20 protein-coding genes are annotated in these 19,531 nt (G+C 55.3%); 17 read left to right on the forward strand and 3 right to left on the reverse strand.

The features are described from left to right. Positions 1-81: 81 nt before the first annotated feature. Positions 82-600 (reverse strand): lipoprotein, encoded by a 519-nt coding sequence (locus tag IM303_RS00260; RefSeq protein WP_028012515.1) that lies wholly within the window; start codon positions 598-600, stop codon positions 82-84. Between the two features lie 97 nt (positions 601-697). Between IM303_RS00260 and IM303_RS00265 the strand changes: the two genes are divergently transcribed. The 3 genes from IM303_RS00265 (at position 698) to IM303_RS00275 (ending at position 2,743) form a co-directional block, all read left to right on the forward strand. Further along, complete coding sequence (locus IM303_RS00265; RefSeq protein ID WP_028012516.1) at positions 698-1,021, forward strand: heavy metal-binding domain-containing protein; 324 nt, start codon at positions 698-700, stop codon at positions 1,019-1,021. Beyond that, positions 1,018-1,848 carry an N-acetylmuramoyl-L-alanine amidase gene (locus IM303_RS00270; RefSeq protein WP_045630959.1) on the forward strand — a complete coding sequence of 277 codons (831 nt, stop codon included), beginning with the start codon at positions 1,018-1,020 and terminating at the stop codon, positions 1,846-1,848. Before IM303_RS00265 ends, IM303_RS00270 begins: the two co-directional genes overlap by 4 nt. Positions 1,849-2,119: 271 nt before the next feature. Continuing rightward, a complete protein-coding gene (locus IM303_RS00275) occupies positions 2,120-2,743 on the forward strand; it encodes a helix-turn-helix domain-containing protein (RefSeq protein ID WP_028012518.1) in 624 nt (207 codons plus the stop codon). On the opposite strand, the gene IM303_RS00280 is transcribed toward IM303_RS00275, so the two are convergent. Continuing rightward, on the reverse strand, positions 2,744-3,382 hold the full coding sequence (locus tag IM303_RS00280; RefSeq protein WP_193359475.1) for a hypothetical protein: 639 nt from the start codon (positions 3,380-3,382) through the stop codon (positions 2,744-2,746). Further along, positions 3,382-4,947, reverse strand: a complete 1,566-nt coding sequence (locus IM303_RS00285; protein WP_193359476.1) for an ExeA family protein — start codon at positions 4,945-4,947, stop codon at positions 3,382-3,384. Before IM303_RS00285 ends, IM303_RS00280 begins: the two co-directional genes overlap by 1 nt. A 301-nt stretch (positions 4,948-5,248) precedes the next feature. On the opposite strand from IM303_RS00285, the gene gspC reads away from it, so the two are divergent. The 14 genes from gspC to iagB all read left to right on the forward strand — a co-directional run bounded on the left by gspC (position 5,249) and on the right by iagB (position 19,526). Next, positions 5,249-5,980: a type II secretion system protein GspC gene (gene gspC, locus IM303_RS00290; RefSeq protein ID WP_041910664.1), complete on the forward strand. Its 732-nt coding sequence runs from the start codon at positions 5,249-5,251 to the stop codon at positions 5,978-5,980. Between the two features lie 13 nt (positions 5,981-5,993). Beyond that, positions 5,994-7,928: a type II secretion system secretin GspD gene (gspD, locus tag IM303_RS00295; protein ID WP_192985881.1), complete on the forward strand. Its 1,935-nt coding sequence runs from the start codon at positions 5,994-5,996 to the stop codon at positions 7,926-7,928. A gap of 14 nt (positions 7,929-7,942) precedes the next feature. Further along, positions 7,943-9,421 carry a type II secretion system ATPase GspE gene (gspE, locus tag IM303_RS00300; protein ID WP_006809432.1) on the forward strand — a complete coding sequence of 493 codons (1,479 nt, stop codon included), beginning with the start codon at positions 7,943-7,945 and terminating at the stop codon, positions 9,419-9,421. After that, a complete protein-coding gene (gspF, locus tag IM303_RS00305; protein ID WP_045261802.1) occupies positions 9,421-10,629 on the forward strand; it encodes a type II secretion system inner membrane protein GspF in 1,209 nt (402 codons plus the stop codon). The genes gspE and gspF overlap by 1 nt, the downstream gene beginning before the upstream one ends. Before the next feature lie 3 nt (positions 10,630-10,632). Continuing rightward, positions 10,633-11,082 carry a type II secretion system major pseudopilin GspG gene (gene gspG, locus IM303_RS00310; RefSeq protein WP_028012525.1) on the forward strand — a complete coding sequence of 150 codons (450 nt, stop codon included), beginning with the start codon at positions 10,633-10,635 and terminating at the stop codon, positions 11,080-11,082. After that, on the forward strand, positions 11,082-11,567 hold the full coding sequence (gspH, locus tag IM303_RS00315) for a type II secretion system minor pseudopilin GspH (RefSeq protein WP_062936067.1): 486 nt from the start codon (positions 11,082-11,084) through the stop codon (positions 11,565-11,567). The genes gspG and gspH overlap by 1 nt, the downstream gene beginning before the upstream one ends. Continuing rightward, positions 11,560-11,937, forward strand: a complete 378-nt coding sequence (gspI, locus tag IM303_RS00320) for a type II secretion system minor pseudopilin GspI (protein ID WP_028012527.1) — start codon at positions 11,560-11,562, stop codon at positions 11,935-11,937. Before gspH ends, gspI begins: the two co-directional genes overlap by 8 nt. Then, on the forward strand, positions 11,934-12,569 hold the full coding sequence (gspJ, locus tag IM303_RS00325) for a type II secretion system minor pseudopilin GspJ (protein WP_193359477.1): 636 nt from the start codon (positions 11,934-11,936) through the stop codon (positions 12,567-12,569). The genes gspI and gspJ overlap by 4 nt, the downstream gene beginning before the upstream one ends. Next, on the forward strand, positions 12,566-13,576 hold the full coding sequence (gene gspK / locus IM303_RS00330) for a type II secretion system minor pseudopilin GspK (RefSeq protein ID WP_048959674.1): 1,011 nt from the start codon (positions 12,566-12,568) through the stop codon (positions 13,574-13,576). The genes gspJ and gspK overlap by 4 nt, the downstream gene beginning before the upstream one ends. Before the next feature lie 15 nt (positions 13,577-13,591). Then, positions 13,592-14,725 carry a type II secretion system protein GspL gene (gene gspL / locus IM303_RS00335; RefSeq protein ID WP_193359478.1) on the forward strand — a complete coding sequence of 378 codons (1,134 nt, stop codon included), beginning with the start codon at positions 13,592-13,594 and terminating at the stop codon, positions 14,723-14,725. After that, complete coding sequence (gene gspM, locus IM303_RS00340; RefSeq protein WP_193359479.1) at positions 14,722-15,207, forward strand: type II secretion system protein GspM; 486 nt, start codon at positions 14,722-14,724, stop codon at positions 15,205-15,207. The genes gspL and gspM overlap by 4 nt, the downstream gene beginning before the upstream one ends. Then, positions 15,204-16,001, forward strand: a complete 798-nt coding sequence (locus tag IM303_RS00345; RefSeq protein ID WP_193359480.1) for an A24 family peptidase — start codon at positions 15,204-15,206, stop codon at positions 15,999-16,001. The genes gspM and IM303_RS00345 overlap by 4 nt, the downstream gene beginning before the upstream one ends. 255 nt (positions 16,002-16,256) lie before the next feature. Then, entirely contained in the window at positions 16,257-18,983 is a 2,727-nt protein-coding gene (locus IM303_RS00350; RefSeq protein ID WP_047368191.1) for a glycosyl hydrolase family 18 protein, read from the forward strand. 102 nt (positions 18,984-19,085) lie between these two features. After that, entirely contained in the window at positions 19,086-19,526 is a 441-nt protein-coding gene (gene iagB, locus IM303_RS00355; protein ID WP_048999354.1) for a type III secretion system invasion protein IagB, read from the forward strand. Positions 19,527-19,531: the final 5 nt, after the last annotated feature.

Genomic DNA, 19,531 nt, shown 5'->3' on the forward strand with positions numbered 1-19,531 from the left:
CAAGGTCGGCGAGTATAAATGTCGGCATTCCGCGTGAAATGCCGGACATTTTACGGGGGTAACATTTTTATCACTAATGATCTAGCGGTTCTCAATCGACTGGCGCAGCGTGCCGGCCGGGGCATGAACGCTGCCGCCGATATAGCGCACATCGTCCACCGCCCAGCACTGGCCTTCACGGATCATCAGCACTTCGTCCTGCCAGGTTTGGGTTCCCTGGGTCAGCTTCACGCGCAGCGGAATGTTCCGCGCATCGGTGTTCGGGATGGTTGACGCGCTGGCCACCTCGGCGCTGTCCGGCAGCGTAGTGCGGCTGGAGAACGGATCGGATTTCAGCAGGGCGTTATGCTGCGGATCGCGAGTGGCATCGTTGAGCAGTTTTGCAAGATTATCGCTCAGGTACGGGCGCAGGGCGGTGAGATCATTTCCGCGATGCTGAATGCGGTAATCATAGAACTGTTGCGCCACGGTATCCGGGCCGCCGTCTATGCAGGGGCCGCTGCGGGTACCGATATCCTTAAAGGCTGGCGTGACCGTGGTAGTACAGGCGCTGAGCACCAGCGCGCAGGGCACTAAAAGTGTTAAAGCAGAGTAGCGCATGTTGATTTCCTTATTTATTAACTATCCTTTCAATCATAGCGTAACGAACCGATAATGCTGTTGCTAACGCATTGAACGCTAAAGAAGGAGAGAAAGTATGCAGTTTTCAACAACGCCAACCCTGGAAGGACAGACCATTACCGAGTATTGCGGCGTGGTCACCGGCGAAGCGATTCTGGGCGCGAACATTTTCCGGGATTTCTTTGCCGGGATTCGTGACATCGTCGGTGGACGCTCCGGCGCGTACGAAAAAGAGCTGCGTAAAGCGCGCGAAATTGCGTTTAAGGAGCTGGGCGAGCAGGCCAAAGCGCTGGGCGCGGATGCCGTTGTAGGAATCGATATTGATTATGAAACCGTCGGCAAAGATTCGAGCATGCTGATGGTGAGCGTAAGCGGCACGGCGGTGAAAACCCGTCGATGAAGCGCTCGCTTTCAACGCTCCTGCTGGCGATGTTGCTGGCAGGATGCGCCCAGGAAAAAGGCATTGTTGATAAAGGTGCCTACGAGCTGGATACCCGCCATCAGGCGCAGGCGGCCTACCCGCGCATAAAGGTGCTGGTGATCCACTACACCGCCGACGACTTCGACACCTCGCTGGCCACGCTGACGGACAAAAACGTCAGCTCGCATTATCTCATCCCTGCGAAGCCGCCGACGCCGGACGGGAAGCCGCGCATCTGGCAGCTGGTGCCGGAGAGCGAACTGGCCTGGCATGCGGGCATCAGCTTCTGGCGCGGCACCAACCGGATCAACGACACGTCTGTCGGCATTGAGCTGGAGAACCGCGGCTGGCAGAAGCGCGACGGTGTGAAAGTTTTCGCCCCGTTTGAGCCCGCGCAAATCGCGGCGCTTATCCCGCTGGCGAAAGACATTATCGCCCGGTACGACATTAAACCGCAGAACGTGGTGGCGCATGCTGATATCGCGCCCCAGCGTAAGGACGATCCCGGCCCGCTGTTTCCCTGGCAGGCGCTGGCGAAGCAGGGGATTGGGGCCTGGCCCGATGCCGGGCGCGTGAACTTCTATATCAATGGTCGTCCGCGCTATCAGGAGGTAGATCGTGCAGCCCTGCTCGATCTGCTGATGCGCTATGGCTATGAGGTGCCGGACAACGCCACGGATCAGCAGCAGCAACGCGTTATCACCGCCTTTCAGATGCACTATCGCCCGCAGGTATGGAACGGCGTCGCGGATGTGGAAACGATGGCCATTGCAGAAGCCCTTTTAGAGAAATACGGGCAGGGGTAAACCTTCGGTTTGCGCCCGAATGCGCGTTTTCCCCTTATTTGTGCTTGAGATTAATCTTAAGTACAAACTCAATTCATTTTTAGTAAATTGACTTAAAATTATCCGGATTTAAGATAGACACATAGCTTGCTAAGTAAATCAAAAAATATTGCTGGCGGCAGGCGTTCTTATTTTCTCCTTGAGCCTTTCATCAGGAAAAGATTGTTGGTTTTCGGTTTTAATGCCGCGGCCATGCTATGTCTAATAAATCTAATCTTAAATGGGTATAACAATGTTAAGCATTTACGGTAAAAAATTACGTCCACAACCTGAAATGGAAGCCATTATTTCTGCCACAGAAGGTTTTGAAGAGAAAACCTTAAAGAAATGGCAGAAAATTTCCACGGCTGACTCTCAGTATATTCATATTATCGTCAGCGGCGAAGTCGAATTCCGTCGTGAATCAGACGAACTCTGCATGTTTACCGTCACCGGACAGTGCGTGTTTGGCCTGTCCGCTATTTTCTATCAGTCAGCCCATATGTACGGCCTGGTCCGCGCAAACACCGTGGTACGCAGCATCAAAAAAGAGGCCTTCGCGCAGCTTATGACCGAGAAAAACCTGTGGCCTGAATTGACCAAAGTGCTCTCCTGGTACATCTGCCTGCTGAGCAAACGCGATGATGTTCTGGTCGCCCGTAGCGCCTATTCTGTGGTCCGCGAATTCCTCTACGAAATTAATGAGCTGATTGTTCACCAACAGCGCGATATTAATATCTATGACTATATTCAGGAATATACCAACCTGGCCCGCAGTACCATTATTAAAATCCTCTCCGACCTGAAAAAAGGTCAATATATTGTGGTGGAGAAAGGTCGTCTGCTTAACCTCACCACGCTGCCTGAAAAATATTAACTACTCCAGCCGGTCTCCTTTTTTACTCAAAGGAGACTGGACGTGATCGTTATGCAACAAACTGCTTTGCGATTGATCCTGCGTTTCGTCAACCGGCGGCGCGGGAATTTTGCCTTGAGAATAATCCTGCTCTTGTTCTTTTAACGCCTGCTTAAACAATTCGGCTAACGAAGCATCTTCACTACCCGACGACGCGGTGGCGTTTTCGTGCGCCTCGGTTCCCGGCAGGGTATCGCGCGAGGTATCGTGCCCGACATCCTGCGGCACGGTGCTGTCAGGGGCCTGTTGCCAGTCAGCATCATCGGTGCTTATCGGCAGATCCTGCATGGGCGGCATCTCTTCCCGTACCGGCGCCGGTTTAGGATGCGGATGCGGGAACGGTTTACTCACGTACACATAATGCATATCGGAAAGCTGCGTTTCCGGTTTAGCGACGCTCGCTTTTACCGGTTCAGGCGCCGGGTGGCGCAAATTCCAGTAAATATGCGCGTACAGCCCTGCCATGGCCAGGGCGCACAAACCCAATACCCATAAAAAGGTATGACCGCAAATTTTTCTCAGGCTGGGGAGGCGGTACGAAAACCAGACCGCCTCTCCGGTGGTGTAGCTGCGCTGAGCCGCAAGACAGATGGTAGACATTAGGAATGCTTCTCCTGCGTGTTGGCGTCCGGTGTGGCATGCGTGGCCTGAATCAACACGCTCGGCGTGGTATGGGTTTCACGCATTAACTGCATCAGCGTATCTTCCCCTGGAATACCATCCACATGCAGATGCATTTTTTGCTGGAACTCGCGGGTGCGTTTCATCATCTCAGCCGTCCAGGTCTGAGCATGGGTTTCAGGCTGGCCAAGAGCCAGACTCAGCGCCTGATCCAGCCAGCCCATGTCTTTCGCATCGCTGGCGGCGCTGATGGCATCTTTGCCTTCCGGCGTCAGGCGATGCAGCTGGGTAAAGTTACCGGTGGCATGCTGGTTAAACCAGCTGCGGCTCACCTGCCAGGTGCGGTTATTCATCAGCAGATCCATCGAGTCATCGCCTACGCGGGCGACAACAGCGTAGTTAAGATGGTTACCGGTTTTGAGTTCACTGACCCACGGATAACCCTCCTGTGCCAGCGTATCCGGTGACGCGTTACCCTGTTTACACATCAGATTGACCTTCCCGGCGTTCTGACACAGCGCATCATCCGCGGAGGCGTCATACCCCCACATCAGGTACAGCTGATGCATCGCATCCGGCTGATTAACCACTTCATTGTCGATAACCGGCACGACAGGCGCGTCGGCTTTTGACTTCTGCTGTTTCCAGCTCGCCGGTACGGGAAGCTGAATCGGCAGTTTTGCATTGATTGAGGCGGTTAAATACCATCCGCAGGCGGCGAACAGAACCGAGGCGAACAATCCCACGGTCGCCAGGCGCTTACCGTGTTTTTTTGCCGGGAGGATCTCGCCTGCCGCCAGGCGTAAATGACGCGGGCTGACCTGCGCTGCACGTTCGGTCCAGGCCGCGAGCATTGACAGGTGCGCCAGTTCATTCAGTTTGCTGATGTTGCCTTTGGTCAGCGCGTGCATCTTGCGCACGCGCGCCGGGGTTAGCGGCGAATTCTCGCACCCGTGTTCTTCACACTGCGCCTGCACATAGCTGAGAAATTCCCGGCAGGTCAGGGGACGCAATGTATGACGGGTATGGGCATATTCGCGAAGTTCAGATGGGTGTAAGAGGGCGGCTTCCTGATCCGCGCTGCCCATCAGCACGATGGACAGACGGAACTCCAGCTCCTGAGCACGCGTAAGCAACATCCCCAGCACCTCACGGCAGGTCTCCTTCATCGCTTCCGCGTGACGGATGACCAGGGTTTTGCTGCGGTTTTTTCCGCCCTGCCACTGATGCAGCACGGCATCCACCGCCTGAATGCGGCTCTTGCTCTCTTTCGTTCCCGGGTTGAGCTTGTACAGCAGGCTACTGGCACTCAGCTTAGGAAACGCGTTGATGGCAATGGCGCCAGGAAGGCTGGCCTTCAGCGCATCGCTGAAGTGGCCCAGCAGCGGTGCGTCGTTACAAAAGAGCCCGATAATTCCCGCCACCTGGCTTTTCTCTTTCAGCAGGTTGAATACGTCCTGATGATAAGGCACCAGAAAATCGCCGGAGAAACCCGTGATTGTTCTGAATGGCGGTTGTTTAAATTTAAAGTGGCTCTGATACATAACGACTTACCGTCTCTGATTAGGAATAGCAACAGGACGAGAAAGTAAAGCAACGCCACAGGGTGGTCAATTTGCGCACAGGGTAAAAATATCCAGTTGCAATGACCTAACATCCCGATTTTATTTGGTCAATAGTTTTTTTTATTAAAGTTAATGGCGAAGTCGATGGTCGTATTTACGGCAGTTAATTACTATTTTTCACACATATTGGCGCAGCCCGACGCTGCTTATTTCCGCTTTGCTAAAGGCCAGATGAAAAATGAGGTTCTCATTTCTGTCACGGTGGATAACGCCTTGTATTATGTTTGTGCTGTTAATTTTTTGCGGCCAGCAAGGCTATCTGACGTTTAAAGATTATAAAAAAGTTACGAATAAGTTGGCTAAATCTGATGAACAGCCGCTGAAAAATCGTCGTGAAGAAAAGACATTTACTCTGTTCACGGCTGCGGTGCGTCAGGATAACTTACCGGCTGCCGCGAAAGCCCCGCTGGCAGCGGAAATTGAAGGAATTGTCAGCAGTGACGATGCCTGGCTCTCCTTTGCGGTGATTAAAACCCCGGCAGGCCAGCGCAGCTATCGCGAAGGCGAGCCGCTGACCGGTTTTAACGATGCCTTTATTCAGGAAATTAACAAAGACAATGTGGTGGTTAATTATGAAGGTGCTACGCAGGTACTGGCATTAAATAAGCCTGACTATTTTAAGGGCGGCGTTGACAGCGGCCCGGTAACCAAATCGACGAAAGATGCAGGCGCGGAAAGCGTGCATCTGGATGATTATCTGGTGTTAAAACCGGTAATCGAAAAAGGCCAACTGGAAGGCTACAACATCAATCCAAGGAATGCCTCAGCGTTCTTCAGCCATTCCGGGCTGGAAAAGGGCGACGTGGCTGTGAAAGTCAACTCTGTCGATATGACCGATGAAGCAAAGGCAAAAAGTATTATTGCCAACTGGTCGAAAATGAAAGAAGCGGAGGTCGTCGTCAGACGTCACGCTCACCTTGAAAATATTCGGGTTAATGTTCTAAACAATTAACAAGTGTACAGACATGAAGAAATTTCCTTGGGCGTGCGTGGCGCTGACCGCATTGTCGTTATATTCCAGTTCGCTGCTTGCAGCCAACTTTAGCGCGAGCTTTAAAAATACCGATATCCGCGAGTTTATCGATACGGTAGGCCGCAATCTTAACAAAACCATTCTCGTCGACCCGTCCGTTCAGGGTACGGTGTCGGTGAGAACCTATAACGTGCTGACGGAAGATGAGTATTACCAGTTCTTCCTGAGCGTGCTGGACCTGTACGGTCTGTCGGTGATCCCGATGGACAACGGCATGGTCAAAGTGGTGCGCTCAAGCGTAGCCCGCACCGCCGGGGCCCCGCTGGCCGACAGCAAAAATCCGGGCAAAGGCGATGAGATCATCACCCGCGTCGTGCGCATGGAAAACGTGCCGGTGCGTGAGCTGGCCCCGCTGCTGCGCCAGCTGAACGATGCCACCGGTATCGGTAACGTGGTGCATTTTGAGCCGTCGAACGTCCTGCTGTTAACCGGGAAAGCCTCGGTGGTGAACCGCCTGGTGGATCTGGTGCAGCGCGTCGACAGAGACGGCATTCAGCGTCGCGAAATCGTACCGCTGCGCTTTGCGTCCGCCAAAGAGCTCTCCGACATGTTGAACAACCTCAACAACGAAGAGCAGAAGGGGCAGAACGCGCCGCAGCTCGCCACCAAGGTGGTAGCGGATGACGAGACCAACAGCCTGGTGATCAGCGGTTCGGAAGATGCGCGCATGCGCACCCGTTCCCTGATCCATCAGCTGGATCGCGAGCAGAACAACGAGGGGAATACCCGCGTCTTCTACCTCAAATACGCCAGCGCCACCAAAGTGGTTCCGGTGCTGACCGGTATTGGCGAGCAGCTGAAAGACAAGGCGGGTGCGCCGAAGTCGAAAACCGCCACGTCGGCCAGCGATCTGAATATTAGCGCCGACGAGTCAACGAACTCGCTGGTGATCACCGCGCAGCCTAACGTGATGAACTCCCTGGAGAAGGTGATCGACAAGCTCGACATTCGCCGTCCGCAGGTACTGGTGGAAGCGATCATTGCTGAAGTGCAGGACGGTAACGGCCTGGATCTCGGCGTGCAGTGGACCAGCAAGCACGGCGGCGTGCAGTTCGGCTCAACCGGCCTGCCTATCAGCCAGATTAAAAACGGCACCATGAAGGGGGCAAGCTTCACTGGCCTGGCGACCGGTTTCTTCAACGGCGACTTCGGCGCCCTGATGACCGCGCTCTCCACCGACGGTAAAAACGACATTCTCTCCACGCCGAGCGTGGTCACGCTGGATAACAAAGAAGCGTCGTTTAACGTGGGCCAGGACGTGCCGGTCCTTGCCGGTTCGCAGACCACCAGCGGCGACAACGTCTTTAACTCCGTTGAGCGTAAGACCGTCGGTACCAAGCTGAAAATTGTGCCGCAGATTAACGACGGTGACATGATCCACCTGAAGATTGAGCAGGAAGTTTCCAGCGTTGACAACAGCGCGACGGAAGACGCCAGCCTCGGCCCAACCTTCAACACTCGCACCATCAATAACGAAGTGATGGTCCACAGTGGCCAGACGGTGGTGCTCGGCGGCCTGATGGAAAACGTCACCAAGCAGTCGGTTTCCAAAGTGCCGCTGCTCGGCGATATCCCGCTGGTGGGCCAGCTGTTCCGCTACACCTCGCAGGACACGTCGAAACGCAACCTGATGGTGTTTATCCATACCACCGTCCTGCGTGACGACGACAACTACAGCGCCGCGTCGAAAGAGAAATATGACCAGATCCGCGTTCGCCAGATGCAGCGCGTGGAGGAGAAAAAGCTCGGCATTATTGAGCCAGCGGATAACGCCATTCTGCCCGCGTTTCCGTCTGCCGACACTAAGACGGCCACCCATGCCGCACCGGTGAAAACCAGCGCGACACGCAATCCGTTTAAAGAGTAAGGCGGAGGGGCAACGTGGACGAACTGAGTAAAACACTGTGTAGCAGCAGCTACGCAAAAGATAACGGCGTTTTATTTTATAACAATGACGTCTATATCCGTGATGACACCCCGGCATTTGCACTGCTGGAAGTGCGCCGGGTGCTGGGACGCGCGTTCGTCCCGGTCACCCTCACGCCGGAAGCGTTTGACGAGATGCTGGCCAAAATCTGGCAGCAGAGCAGCGGCGTCTCGCAGCAGCTGGTGGACGATATGGACGCCGATATCGACCTGATGGCGTTAACCGAGGAGATCCCGGATAACGAAGATCTGCTCGATAACGACGAAAACTCGCCGGTAATCCGCCTGATCAACGCCATTCTCGGCGAGGCGGTGAAGGACGGCGCGTCGGATATTCATATCGAAACCTTCGAGCGCACGCTGAGCATTCGCTTCCGCGTTGACGGCGTGCTGCGCCCGGTGCTGCAGCCGGCGCGCAAGCTCGCGCCGCTGCTGGTATCGCGCATCAAGGTCATGTCAAAACTCGACATCGCCGAGAAGCGCCTGCCGCAGGATGGCCGTATCTCCCTGCGCATTGGCCGCAAGGCGATCGACGTGCGCGTCTCGACCATTCCGTCCCAGTACGGCGAGCGCGTGGTGATGCGTCTGCTCGATAAAAGCAATCTTAAGCCTGACATCAACAAGCTGGGCCTGATTGATGAAGAGCTGGAGAAGCTGAAAGGGCTGATTGACCGCCCGCACGGCATTATCCTGGTCACCGGGCCGACAGGCTCCGGTAAAAGTACCACCCTGTACGCCATTCTTTCGGCGCTGAACGGTCACGAACGCAACATTCTGACCGTAGAAGACCCGATTGAATACGAGCTGGAAGGGGTGGGACAGACGCAGGTTAACCCGCGCGTGGACATGACCTTTGCCCGAGGGCTGCGCGCCATTCTGCGTCAGGACCCGGACGTGGTGATGATCGGGGAAATTCGTGACGGTGAGACCGCGCAAATTGCGGTGCAGGCGTCGCTTACCGGTCACCTGGTCATGTCTACGCTGCACACCAACAGCGCCGCAGGGGCGATAACCCGCCTGCGGGATATGGGGCTGGAGTCCTTTTTAATCGGTTCATCGTTGCTCGGTGTCATTGCCCAGCGTCTGGTGCGTCGGCTGTGTACGCACTGCCGGACCACCAGTCCGCTGGATGCCAATGAAAAAGCGCTGTTCAGCTTTATGGACGCGCCGCCAAAAGCAATCTACCGCGCGGTGGGCTGTGAACACTGCCGCCAGAGCGGCTATCAGGGCCGGGCCGGTATTCATGAGTTCCTGGTGGTGGACAGCACCATGCGCCGCGCCATTCATGAAGATAAGGACGAAATGTCCATCGAGACGCAGCTCTTTAAGCAGGCTTACAGCCTGCGTGAAAACGGGCTGCTGAAGGTGATTAGCGGCGTGACCTCGCTGGAAGAGGTGATGCGCGTCACCGCCGAGCGTGGGGGGGATGCGTAATGGCCTTCTACGCCTGGACCGCAACGGACGGCGCGGGGAAAACCCAGCGCGGCACGCTGCAGGCCGAGGGGCAAAAGCAGGTTCGCCAGTGGCTTCGCGAGCAAAAGCTGATGCCCGTCAGCATCAACGAAACCCGCGAGGCGGCGGCGTCCGGTAAAGCGAAAACCGGCGCAAAGCTCTCCACGCCGGTGCTGTCGATGTTTACCCGCCAGCTTTCGACGCTGGTCAACGCCGCGCTGCCGCTGGAAAGCGCCCTGAAGGCTATCTCGAAGCAGACGGAGGACAAAAAGCTGGCGGCGATGGTGGTGGAGATCCGCGAGAAAGTAGTGGAAGGCCACACGCTGTTCGACGCGTTTAGCCAGTTCCCGCGCACCTTCGACAAGCTCTACTGCACCCTGGTGATGGCCGGCGAAAAAACCGGCCACCTGGGCGACGTGCTGGAGAAGCTGGCGGAGTACAACGAGCAGCGCCAGAAGATGAAAAGCAAGCTGACGCAGGCGATGGTCTACCCGATTACCCTGACCGTGGTCGCCATCGCGGTCATCAGCATTCTGCTGGTGGCGGTGGTGCCGCAGGTGATCGAGCAGTTCACCCACATGAAGCAGCAGCTGCCGATCACCACCCGCACGCTGATTGCGGTGAGTGATTTTCTGCAGGCGTACGGGATCTACATCGTGGGGATCCTCGGCGGCGGGTTTGTCGGCTTTAAGACCTGGCTGAGAAACGCCAAAAACCGTTTTCGCTGGCACAGCTGGCTGGTGAACGGATCGCCGATCAAAAAGCTGGTGTGCGCCATCAACAGCGCCCGCTACATCCGTACCCTGAGCATTCTTCAGGCCAGCAGCGTGCCGCTGCTGGAGGGGATGTATATCGCGATGGACGGTATCGAAAACCTCTATGCCCGGCAGGTGCTGGAGCAGGCGGCGGATACCGTGCGCCAGGGGGCATCACTCTATGCCGCGCTGGAACAGGCGAAATTATTCCCGCCAACCATGCTGTATATGATTGCCTCCGGCGAAGAGAGCGGGGAATTAGGCAATTTAATGGACCGCGCGGCGGAAAACCAGGAATCGGCATTGCAGCATCGAATTACATTAACGCTGTCGGTATTTGAACCGGCGCTGGTGGTATCCATGGCGACGATTGTTTTATTCATCGTGCTGTCAATATTACAACCGCTTCTGCAACTTAATAATATGGTAGGTTAAATCATGGCTTTAAAACGTAAAAACCTGGCGCGTCAGGCGGGTTTCACCTTGCTCGAATTAATGGTGGTCATTGTTATTCTCGGCGTACTGGCGAGCATGGTGGTGCCAAACTTAATGGGCAATAAAGAAAAAGCAGATACGCAAAAAGCAACCAGCGATATTGTCGCGCTCGAAGGTTCGCTGGATATGTATAAGCTGGATAACCACCGCTACCCGACAACCGAGCAGGGCTTACAGGCGCTGGTAACCAAGCCTGAAATCGCGCCAATCCCGAACGGCTACCGTGCTGATGGCTATATCCGTCGCCTGCCGCAGGACCCGTGGGGCGGAGATTATATTCTGGTTAGCCCGGGCGAACACGGCGCGGTCGACGTATTCTCCGCCGGTCCGGACGGTGAAGCCAATACCGCCGATGATATTACGAACTGGTCTCTGGATAAGAAAGAGAAATAATGAATAAACAACGCGGCTTTACGTTGCTGGAAATTATTCTGGCGCTGGTGATATTTGCCAGCTGCGCCATGATGGTGGTGTCAACCATACCCTCACGCAGCGGTGCGGATATATTTGGCCAGCAATTAAAAGCCCTCGTTGATTATGGTTCAGACCGTGCGGTGATGGACGGAAATATCGTCGGGCTGGTCATCACGACGGATAATTATCAGCTGGTGACGCTCGATGATAAAAACGGCGAACGTCACTGGGTGCCGTTATCCGCCGGGCGTATTACCACCAAAGGCGATTTCCCGGAAGAGATGCACGTTTCGCTCTCGCCCCAGCGCCTTGCCGCCACGGTAAGCGCCGATCCGCAGGTGCTCTTTTTACCGGACGGCGAAATCAGCCGCTTCACGCTGACGCTGCAAAGCTATGACAAACAGCACCATTTCCGCGTGGTGTCGCAAGGCGCTGCGCCTGTATCGGTAGAGAACGATGGCTAACGGCAAAAAGCAAAAGGGGATGACGCTGCTGGAGGTGATGGTCGCGCTGGTGATCTTCTCCACCGCCGCGCTGGCGCTGATGAACTCCGTCTCCCTGAACGTGCGTTTCACTCACGGCCTGGCCGACACGCTGCAGGCCAGCTGGGTGGCGGAAAATCAGCTGGCGGAAGCGCAGCTCACGAAAACCGACTTCCCGGACGCCGAGGCGCAGGGGACGGAAATCATGGGCGGGCGCAGCTGGAACTGGCGCAAGCAGCGGGTGAAAACCGCCGACAACGGCTGGGCGAACGCCATTCGCGTCTACGCGGAAGGGGACGACAGCCAGCCGGTTATCGCTTTGCAGATCGTTCCGCCGGGAGAGAGCAAGTGAAAAAAACGCGACGCCAGCGCGGGTTTACCCTGCTGGAGATCATGATTGCCCTGACCATTTTCGCGGTGATCAGCACCCTGGCCTGGCAAATTCTGGACGGCGCAATGCGCACCAGTTCGGCAACCGACGCCAGCGCCGCGAAGCTCAATCAGCTGCAGCGGGCCTGGAATCTGATGGAGCGCGATTTCTACCAGCTGCAGGCGCGCGCCCCGCGTAACGAGCCGGATCTGTTTCGTCAGGTGGATGATGCGCTTGAGCTGACCACGCTGAATGGCGTGAGCGGAACGATCCAGCTGGAGCGTGTGCGCTGGCGCCTGGAAGATGGGCGTCTGTATCGCGACGTCTGGCCGGTGATTGATGGCCCGGTGGACGCGAAGCCCGATGAAGTGCCGATTGTCAGTGAGGTGAAATCGCTGCAGTGGCGTTTTTACCGTCAGGGCTGGCAGAAAAGCTGGAGCGACCCGGCGCATCTGCCGGATGGCGTGGAGCTGACGCTGACCATGGAAAATGGCGATACCTGGCGCTGGGTCTTTACGACCCCGGGCGATATGCCTGAAGCGGCGGCGCCAGCGCCCGCCGCTGCGCCAGAGACCGCACCTGCGCCGCTGCCGGCACCGGAAGCAAAATCATGAGTGCATTACGTAAACAGAAAGGGGTAGCGCTGCTGGTGGTGCTGATCCTGCTGGTCATGATGTCGGCGCTGGCCGCCAAAATTAGCCAGCAGTTCTGTCGCAATCTGCAGAAAACCCATTATCAGGTCAGCCAGCAGCAGTTGCGCTGGGCGATGCAGGCGCAGGAGAAGGTGGTGAAAGATCGCCTGCAGACCGACGCCACCGGTGAAAACAAGGCCCTGAACCTTGACGGCGACTGGCACCAGCCGCTGGAGACGCGGGGCGAAGATTACACGGTGGTCAGCCAGGTGGAAGACGCGCAGGACTGCTTTAACGTCAATAACCTGCTGGCCGCAGAGAAAATACCACAGGGGCAAAACGCGCCCGCCGTGCCGGAAAAACCGCGCAACGAGCAGATTGTCGAACAGATCCTGACGGAAAGTGGCATCAGCCACACTACGGCAGAAGAGGTGTATCAACAGCTGGTGGACTATCTCGATGGCGACGCGACGACGGTCAAAGACGGTGCAGAGAGCGATGCCTGGGCGGGCGTCGTGCCCGCCCGACAGCCCGCGAACCAGATGATGCGCACCATTGCTGAGATCAAACAGCTGCCCGCGTTCCCGGTAGCGGCATATCCGAAGGTGAGCAAGCTGCTCTGCGCGCTGCCGGACTCTGCCAGCAAGGTGGATGTGAACACCCTGAAACCGGAACAGGCCGCCTTACTGGCCGCCCTGTTCCCCGGAAAATTAACGGAAGATGATGCCGTTCGCCTGATTGATTCGCGTCCAGAAACCGGCTGGGAAAATATGGAAACCTTCAGCAAAGCGCTGGAGCAGACCTTCCCGCAGTTGAAAGACGATCTCCCGCAGGTGGCTGAGCTTCTCTCCATCAGCAGCCGGTATTTCCGCGTGAACTATACCGGCAATACCGATGAATTAACGCTTCGCGTGGTTAGCCAGCTTCAGGTCAATAACGAGGCCGGTGAGATCGTGACGTGGCAACGTCGTTACCGAATGATTGAATAAGAAAAGTAGATCGCTATGAAACAGGTACTTTTTGTTCGTCCCGATAACCGCGAGGGCGGGAAAATAATGGGGTGTGTCTCCGGCAGCCAGCAGGTTGAGACGCTGGAGAGCCTGGACGCGCTGGCGGACCACCCACTGGCGGCCCGTGTTTGTTTGCTGCTGCCCGCCAGCAGCATGATCTTCCGCCATTTTACGCTGCCGAAGAAAGTCGCCTCTCAGGCGACGGCATTCTCCTGGATGGCGGAAGAGACGCTGATTGGCGAGGTGGATAACCTCCACTGGACGGTGCTGAACAAAAAAGGCGCTGAGGTTGATGCGGTGGCGATAGACGCCGATCTGCTGCGCGGGTGGTTAAGCCGCTGTCAGGAGGCGGGGTTAAAAGTGATCCAGGTGCTGCCGGATGCCTGGCTACTGCCCGTGACGGCTGGCGGAAGTACTCTTGTCGCTCAGGACGACGGCTACTGGCTACGTTTATCACCGCATGTTGCCAGCGAAATGGAAGCGAGCCTGCTGCCGCTTCTGATGCAGAAGGCCGGAGAGGGGGAGGTGTGCTGTTACGGCGAAGCGCCTGCTGGTGTGGACGTCGACATTGCCCAGCCCTGGCAGCATCCGTTGGTGCTGATCCAGCCGCAGTGGCAGGCCTGTCGCGTGAATCTGCTTCACGGTGAATTCAGTCTTAAGGCCGGTAACGGGCGTGGCGCGAAAAGCATGAAAGCCGCAGTGGCGATTGCGGGCCTGCTGTCCGTTGGCCTGCTGCTGGGGCCGCGCGTTGCGATGGCCTGGATGCTGGTGCAGCAGGAAAACCAGATACAGGAGGAGATCCTCCAGGTGTATAAGCACCATTTCCCCAGCATGCGTCACCAGACCAATATCAAATATCACTTTGGTCAGAACGTCAAAAAACAGAGTAAGGGGATCTTCCTTCAGCTGGACGAGCTGGCGGCCGCCCGGCAGTCAGTGCCTGCGATGGAAATCGATCTGCTGGAATACGATGCGCAGCAAAACACGCTGACGCTGAGCGTCAGCGCGCAAAACCAGCCCGCGTTGCAGGCGTTTGTTAACCAGACCCGTGAGAATTTCGATTTTACCTTACAGCCTGTTTCAACCACCGAACCCTATACCGCCATGATCGCAGGGAAACATAAATGAAAGAGCGAATCGCGCAGCTGAAATCACGCTACCAGAACTACAGCGCCCGGGAGAAAGTTATTTTAAAACTCTGCATCGTTGCCCTGCTTGGGGCTGCGGTGTATTACGCAGGAGTCATCCCTTTGGATAATATGATTCAAAATAGTAAATCGACGCTTAAAAGACAAAAAGAGACGCTTAACTGGATGCGCAATGAAATTGATAAAAATCATCTTCAGGTTCAGTTAGTCAAAACGGATAATCCACGCACGGTGGTCGAGAAAAGCGCCAATGAAATTAACCTGTCGCTGACGGACGTGCGCCAGGAGGGACAAACTTTATCGTTCGTGGTTAATCGGGTAAATGTTTATGAATTAAAAAACTGGCTGCGCGAAATTAATCAGACCTCCGGCGTCAGATTGCAAAAAATAAACCTCACGCCGGTTGACCATCTCAGCGATGTAAAAGCGCAGGTGCAGTTCACCTGGGCAAAAAACGCATGAATACCTTCTCGCTGATCCGGGAGGCCTGCCCGGTTAGTTTTCCGATAATGAGTGCGATCCTGGGCGGGATTATGGGCAGTTTTCTTGGCGTTGTTGCCGAGCGCCTGCCGGGGATCGTGATGGATGAAGAGGGAAGCGGCAATCTGCTCTTTCCTGCCTCGCACTGTCCGGTGTGCCAGCACACGCTTGCTGCATGGGAAAATATCCCCCTGGTCAGCTGGCTGTTATTACGGGGACGCTGCCACCAGTGCGGCACGACCATCCCGCTGCGGTTATTTTTGATCGAACTTTTCTCGGCGCTGTTTTTTGGCGTTACGGCCTGGTGCATGCCGGACGTTCAGGGGTTGTTTGCGCTGTGGTTACTCGCGCTGTTTTTACTGCCACTGGCGATGATCGACTGGCAGTATCAGCTTCTCCCGGACTCCCTGACCCAGCCGCTGTTGTGGGCAGGTCTCTTACTCCATGCATTTGACCACAGATTGCCGTTGCAGGACGCGTTGTTCGGTGCGGTAGCAGGCTATCTGTCGCTCTGGCTGCTCTACTGGGCCTTTCGCCTGCTGACAGGGCGGGAAGGGCTGGGCTACGGCGATTTTAAGCTGCTGGCGGCCTTAGGCGCCTGGTGCGGTTGGCAGGCGCTGCCTTCAATTGAACTTGCCGCAGCGTTGAGCGGTATCGCGGGCTATTTCGCGTTAAATAATTTAAATAAAAATAACCTCACTATTTCTTTCGGACCCTATCTGTCATTTGCTGGAATAGTCGTGTTTATTGGACAGCAGTTTGCTTTCATATTTTAAATATACAGGTCAAGTTTTTTTATAAGTTTTTTTGACGGTGGAAGAGAAGGATGTCTCTTTGCGCTCAGTGTATCGTAAAAGATATAAGCTACACGGAATTTGGGCTTGTATCTTTTTATGGAGGAATACAACGCAGCAAGACGTTTATTGTCACGGTTTTCAGGTTGGTTAAATACGCATTACGCAAATAGACTCCATGCTCTCAAGGAAGACATGGATTATTACGTTACGAATAAATTTATCAGGAAATAAAAAATGAAATTTATGAAGCCTAAATATCTGGCGCTTTTTGTTGCAGCCGCAACAAGCTCAGTATTTGCAGCGGCGCCGGGTACACCGTCAATTACATCAGGCAATGATAAGTTTGCGCTGGTAGAGGTGGATCAGGCGGCACAGGACTACAACAACCTCATCAAAGTGCATAAAGATGGCGTTGACGTGAAGGTGGAGTGGAACGTCTGGAGCGGCGATGCCCCAACGTCTGCAAAAGTTTTGCTGGACGGCAAGACCGTCTGGACCGGTGCGGGTAGTGCCGCAGGCTCTGCGACCTTTAAAGTGAAGAAAGGCGGACGCTATCAGGAGCAGGTCGAGCTGTGTAACGACAGCGGCTGCACCAAGAGCGCCAGCAAGCTGATCATCGTGGCGGACACCGACGGTAGCCACCTGCTTCCTCTGAACACCCCGCTGCTGGAAAACAACAAAGCGTTCGCGCAGCACACCGATAAAGTGGTTGGCGCTTACTTCCCTGAGTGGGGCGTGTACGACCGTAACTTCTCGGCAGACAAAATTCCTGTCGCGAACATTAACCACCTGCTGTACGGCTTCATTCCAATCTGTGGCGGCGACGGCATTAACGACAGCGCCAAATCCTCCGGCGCGCTGGAGTCTCTGAAACGCGCCTGTCAGGGCCGCCAGGACTACACCGTGGCGATCCACGACCCGTGGGCTGCGCTGCAAAAACCTCAGCAGGGCGTAAGCAACTGGGACGACCCGTACAAAGGCAACTACGGCCAGCTGATGGCGATGAAAAAAGCCCATCCTGATCTGAAAATCCTGCCATCCGTAGGCGGCTGGACTCTGTCTGACCCGTTCTATCAGATGGATAACAAAGTGCTGCGCGACCGCTTCGTTGCGTCCGTTAAAGACTTCCTGACCACCTGGAAAGTGTTCGACGGTGTGGATATCGACTGGGAATTCCCGGGCGGCGGCGGTGAGAACGCCAAGCTGGGTAACCCGCAGACCGACAAAGCGACTTACACCGCGCTGATGCATGACCTGCGTCAGATGCTGAACGAGCTGTCTGCGGAAACTGGCCGTACCTACGAGCTGACCACGGCAATCGGTGCAGGTAAAGATAAGATCGAAGACGTGGACTACAACACCGCGCAGCAGTACATCGACCATATCTTCCTGATGAGCTACGACTTCTACGGTGCGTGGAGTAATACCGATTTGGGTCACCAGACCGCGCTGTACGGTGCGTCCTGGAAACCAGATACCAACTACACCACCGATAACGCAGTGAAAGAGATGCTGGCGCAGGGCGTTCAGCCTGGCAAGATCGTCGTCGGTGCGGGCATGTATGGCCGCGGCTGGACCGGCGTTCACGGTTACACGGGTGACAATCCATTCACCGGTACCGCGACGGGTCCAATCAAAGGGACATGGGAAAACGGTATTGTTGACTACCGTCAGATTGTAAACCAGATGCTGGGCAAACCAGGCTGGGAATACAAATACGACGAAGCAGCAGAAGCGCCGTACGTGTTCAACAAATCCACCGGTGAGCTGGTGACATACGATAACGCCCGTTCCGTCAATGCGAAAGGCAAATACGTGCTGAGCAAAAACCTGGGTGGTTTGTTCGCATGGTCTATCGAATCCGATAACGGCGATATCCTGAATGCCATGAACGAAAGCCTGCTGGGCGGCAGCTCTACGCCTGTTGAGCCGGTTGTAACCAACCATGCGCCGGTCGCTTCTGCAACCGACATGACGGTAACGGGCCCGGCGACTGTCACGCTCGACGGCTCAGCCTCCAGCGACCAGGACGGCGATGCGCTGACCTATAAATGGACGCAGGTTTCCGGCGCCACCGTGACCCTCGCGAACAGCACCAAAGCGAAAGCCAGCTTCAGCGTACCGGCCGTGACCAGCGATCAGAACCTGGTGTTCCGCCTGACCGTGACCGACGCGAAAGGGTTGAGCAACGCTATCGACGTACAGGTAGTGAACAAAGCGCCTAAGGCCAACCAGGCTCCGGTGATCAATGCCATGGAATCCGTTACCGTTGAATCCGGTGAAGCGATTTCTCTGCATGCACAAGCCTCCGATCCTGATGGCGATGCGCTGACCTACAGCTGGAGCGTACCGGCTGATATGAACGCAACGGGTACCGATACTGCTAACGTTCGCATCACTGCGCCAGAGGTGAACAATACCTCTTCTTACACGCTGAGCGTTGTTGTGACGGATGGTAAAACCAGCGTGCAGTCTAACGTGCAGGTGACTGTGAATCCAAAACCGGCTGACGTAACGCCACCGGCTGATGAGGTGACCCCTCCGGCTGACGATGTGACCCCACCAGCTGACGATGTGACCCCTCCGGCTGATGATGTGACTCCGCCATCTGACGAAGGTTCTGCAACCGGTAGCTGCGACGCGCCTGTCGATGCTAACGCCAGCAAATATGCTGCGTGGGATGCCAGCAAAATCTACAACAATGGCGATACCGTAAGCTTCGACCATCTGGTGTGGAAAGCGAAGTACTGGACGCAGGGCAACCAGCCTGGCTTCGGTGTGGATGCATGGGAACTGGTGAGCAACGTGAAGATGAACTGGCGTTCTGACCTGGTCTACAACGGCGGTGATACCACCACTTACCAGGGCAGCGTTTACCGTGCCAAATGGTGGACCCGTGGTGATAACCCGGCTAACAGCGATGTATGGGTAAAAGAAGGCGCAGCAACAGACTGCAAATAATCTAGCCCAATAAATGCTCCCCCCTTATTAGGGGGGGCAATTCAAACTTCATTTTACAGGATGTTGGCCAGGAGAAATAACCGAAAATGTCAGCAGGTAAAAATGAAAAAGTTCATCTTGTTATTATTGATAATAAGCCACGGCGCACTGGCAAACTGTTGGAATAACGCCGCGCACTATTATCATGTCGATCCTTATTTGCTGTACGCCATCGCTAACGTTGAATCGGGGATGAACCCGTATGCGGTAGGGCAAAATCATGATGGCACACGCGATGTCGGATTAATGCAAATAAACAGCTCACACTTTACGGAGCTTGAGAGAAAAGGCATTGATGAGTATCGGTTGATGGCCGAACCCTGTACCTCAATTATGGTGGGAGCGTCGATTCTCTCAAACATGATTAAGGTCTACGGTTATAACTGGGAAGCAGTAGGGGCTTATAACGCCGGATTAAAAAGAGAGAACTATCCGCAGCGTATGATGTATGCCCACAAAGTCTGGAAAAAATATCAGGAATTGAAATTAGCAGCGAGTTATTAACGTTT

The sequence above is a fragment of the Enterobacter cloacae complex sp. P38RS genome (genome assembly GCF_014930775.1).
GTDB lineage: Bacteria > Pseudomonadota > Gammaproteobacteria > Enterobacterales > Enterobacteriaceae > Enterobacter > Enterobacter bugandensis.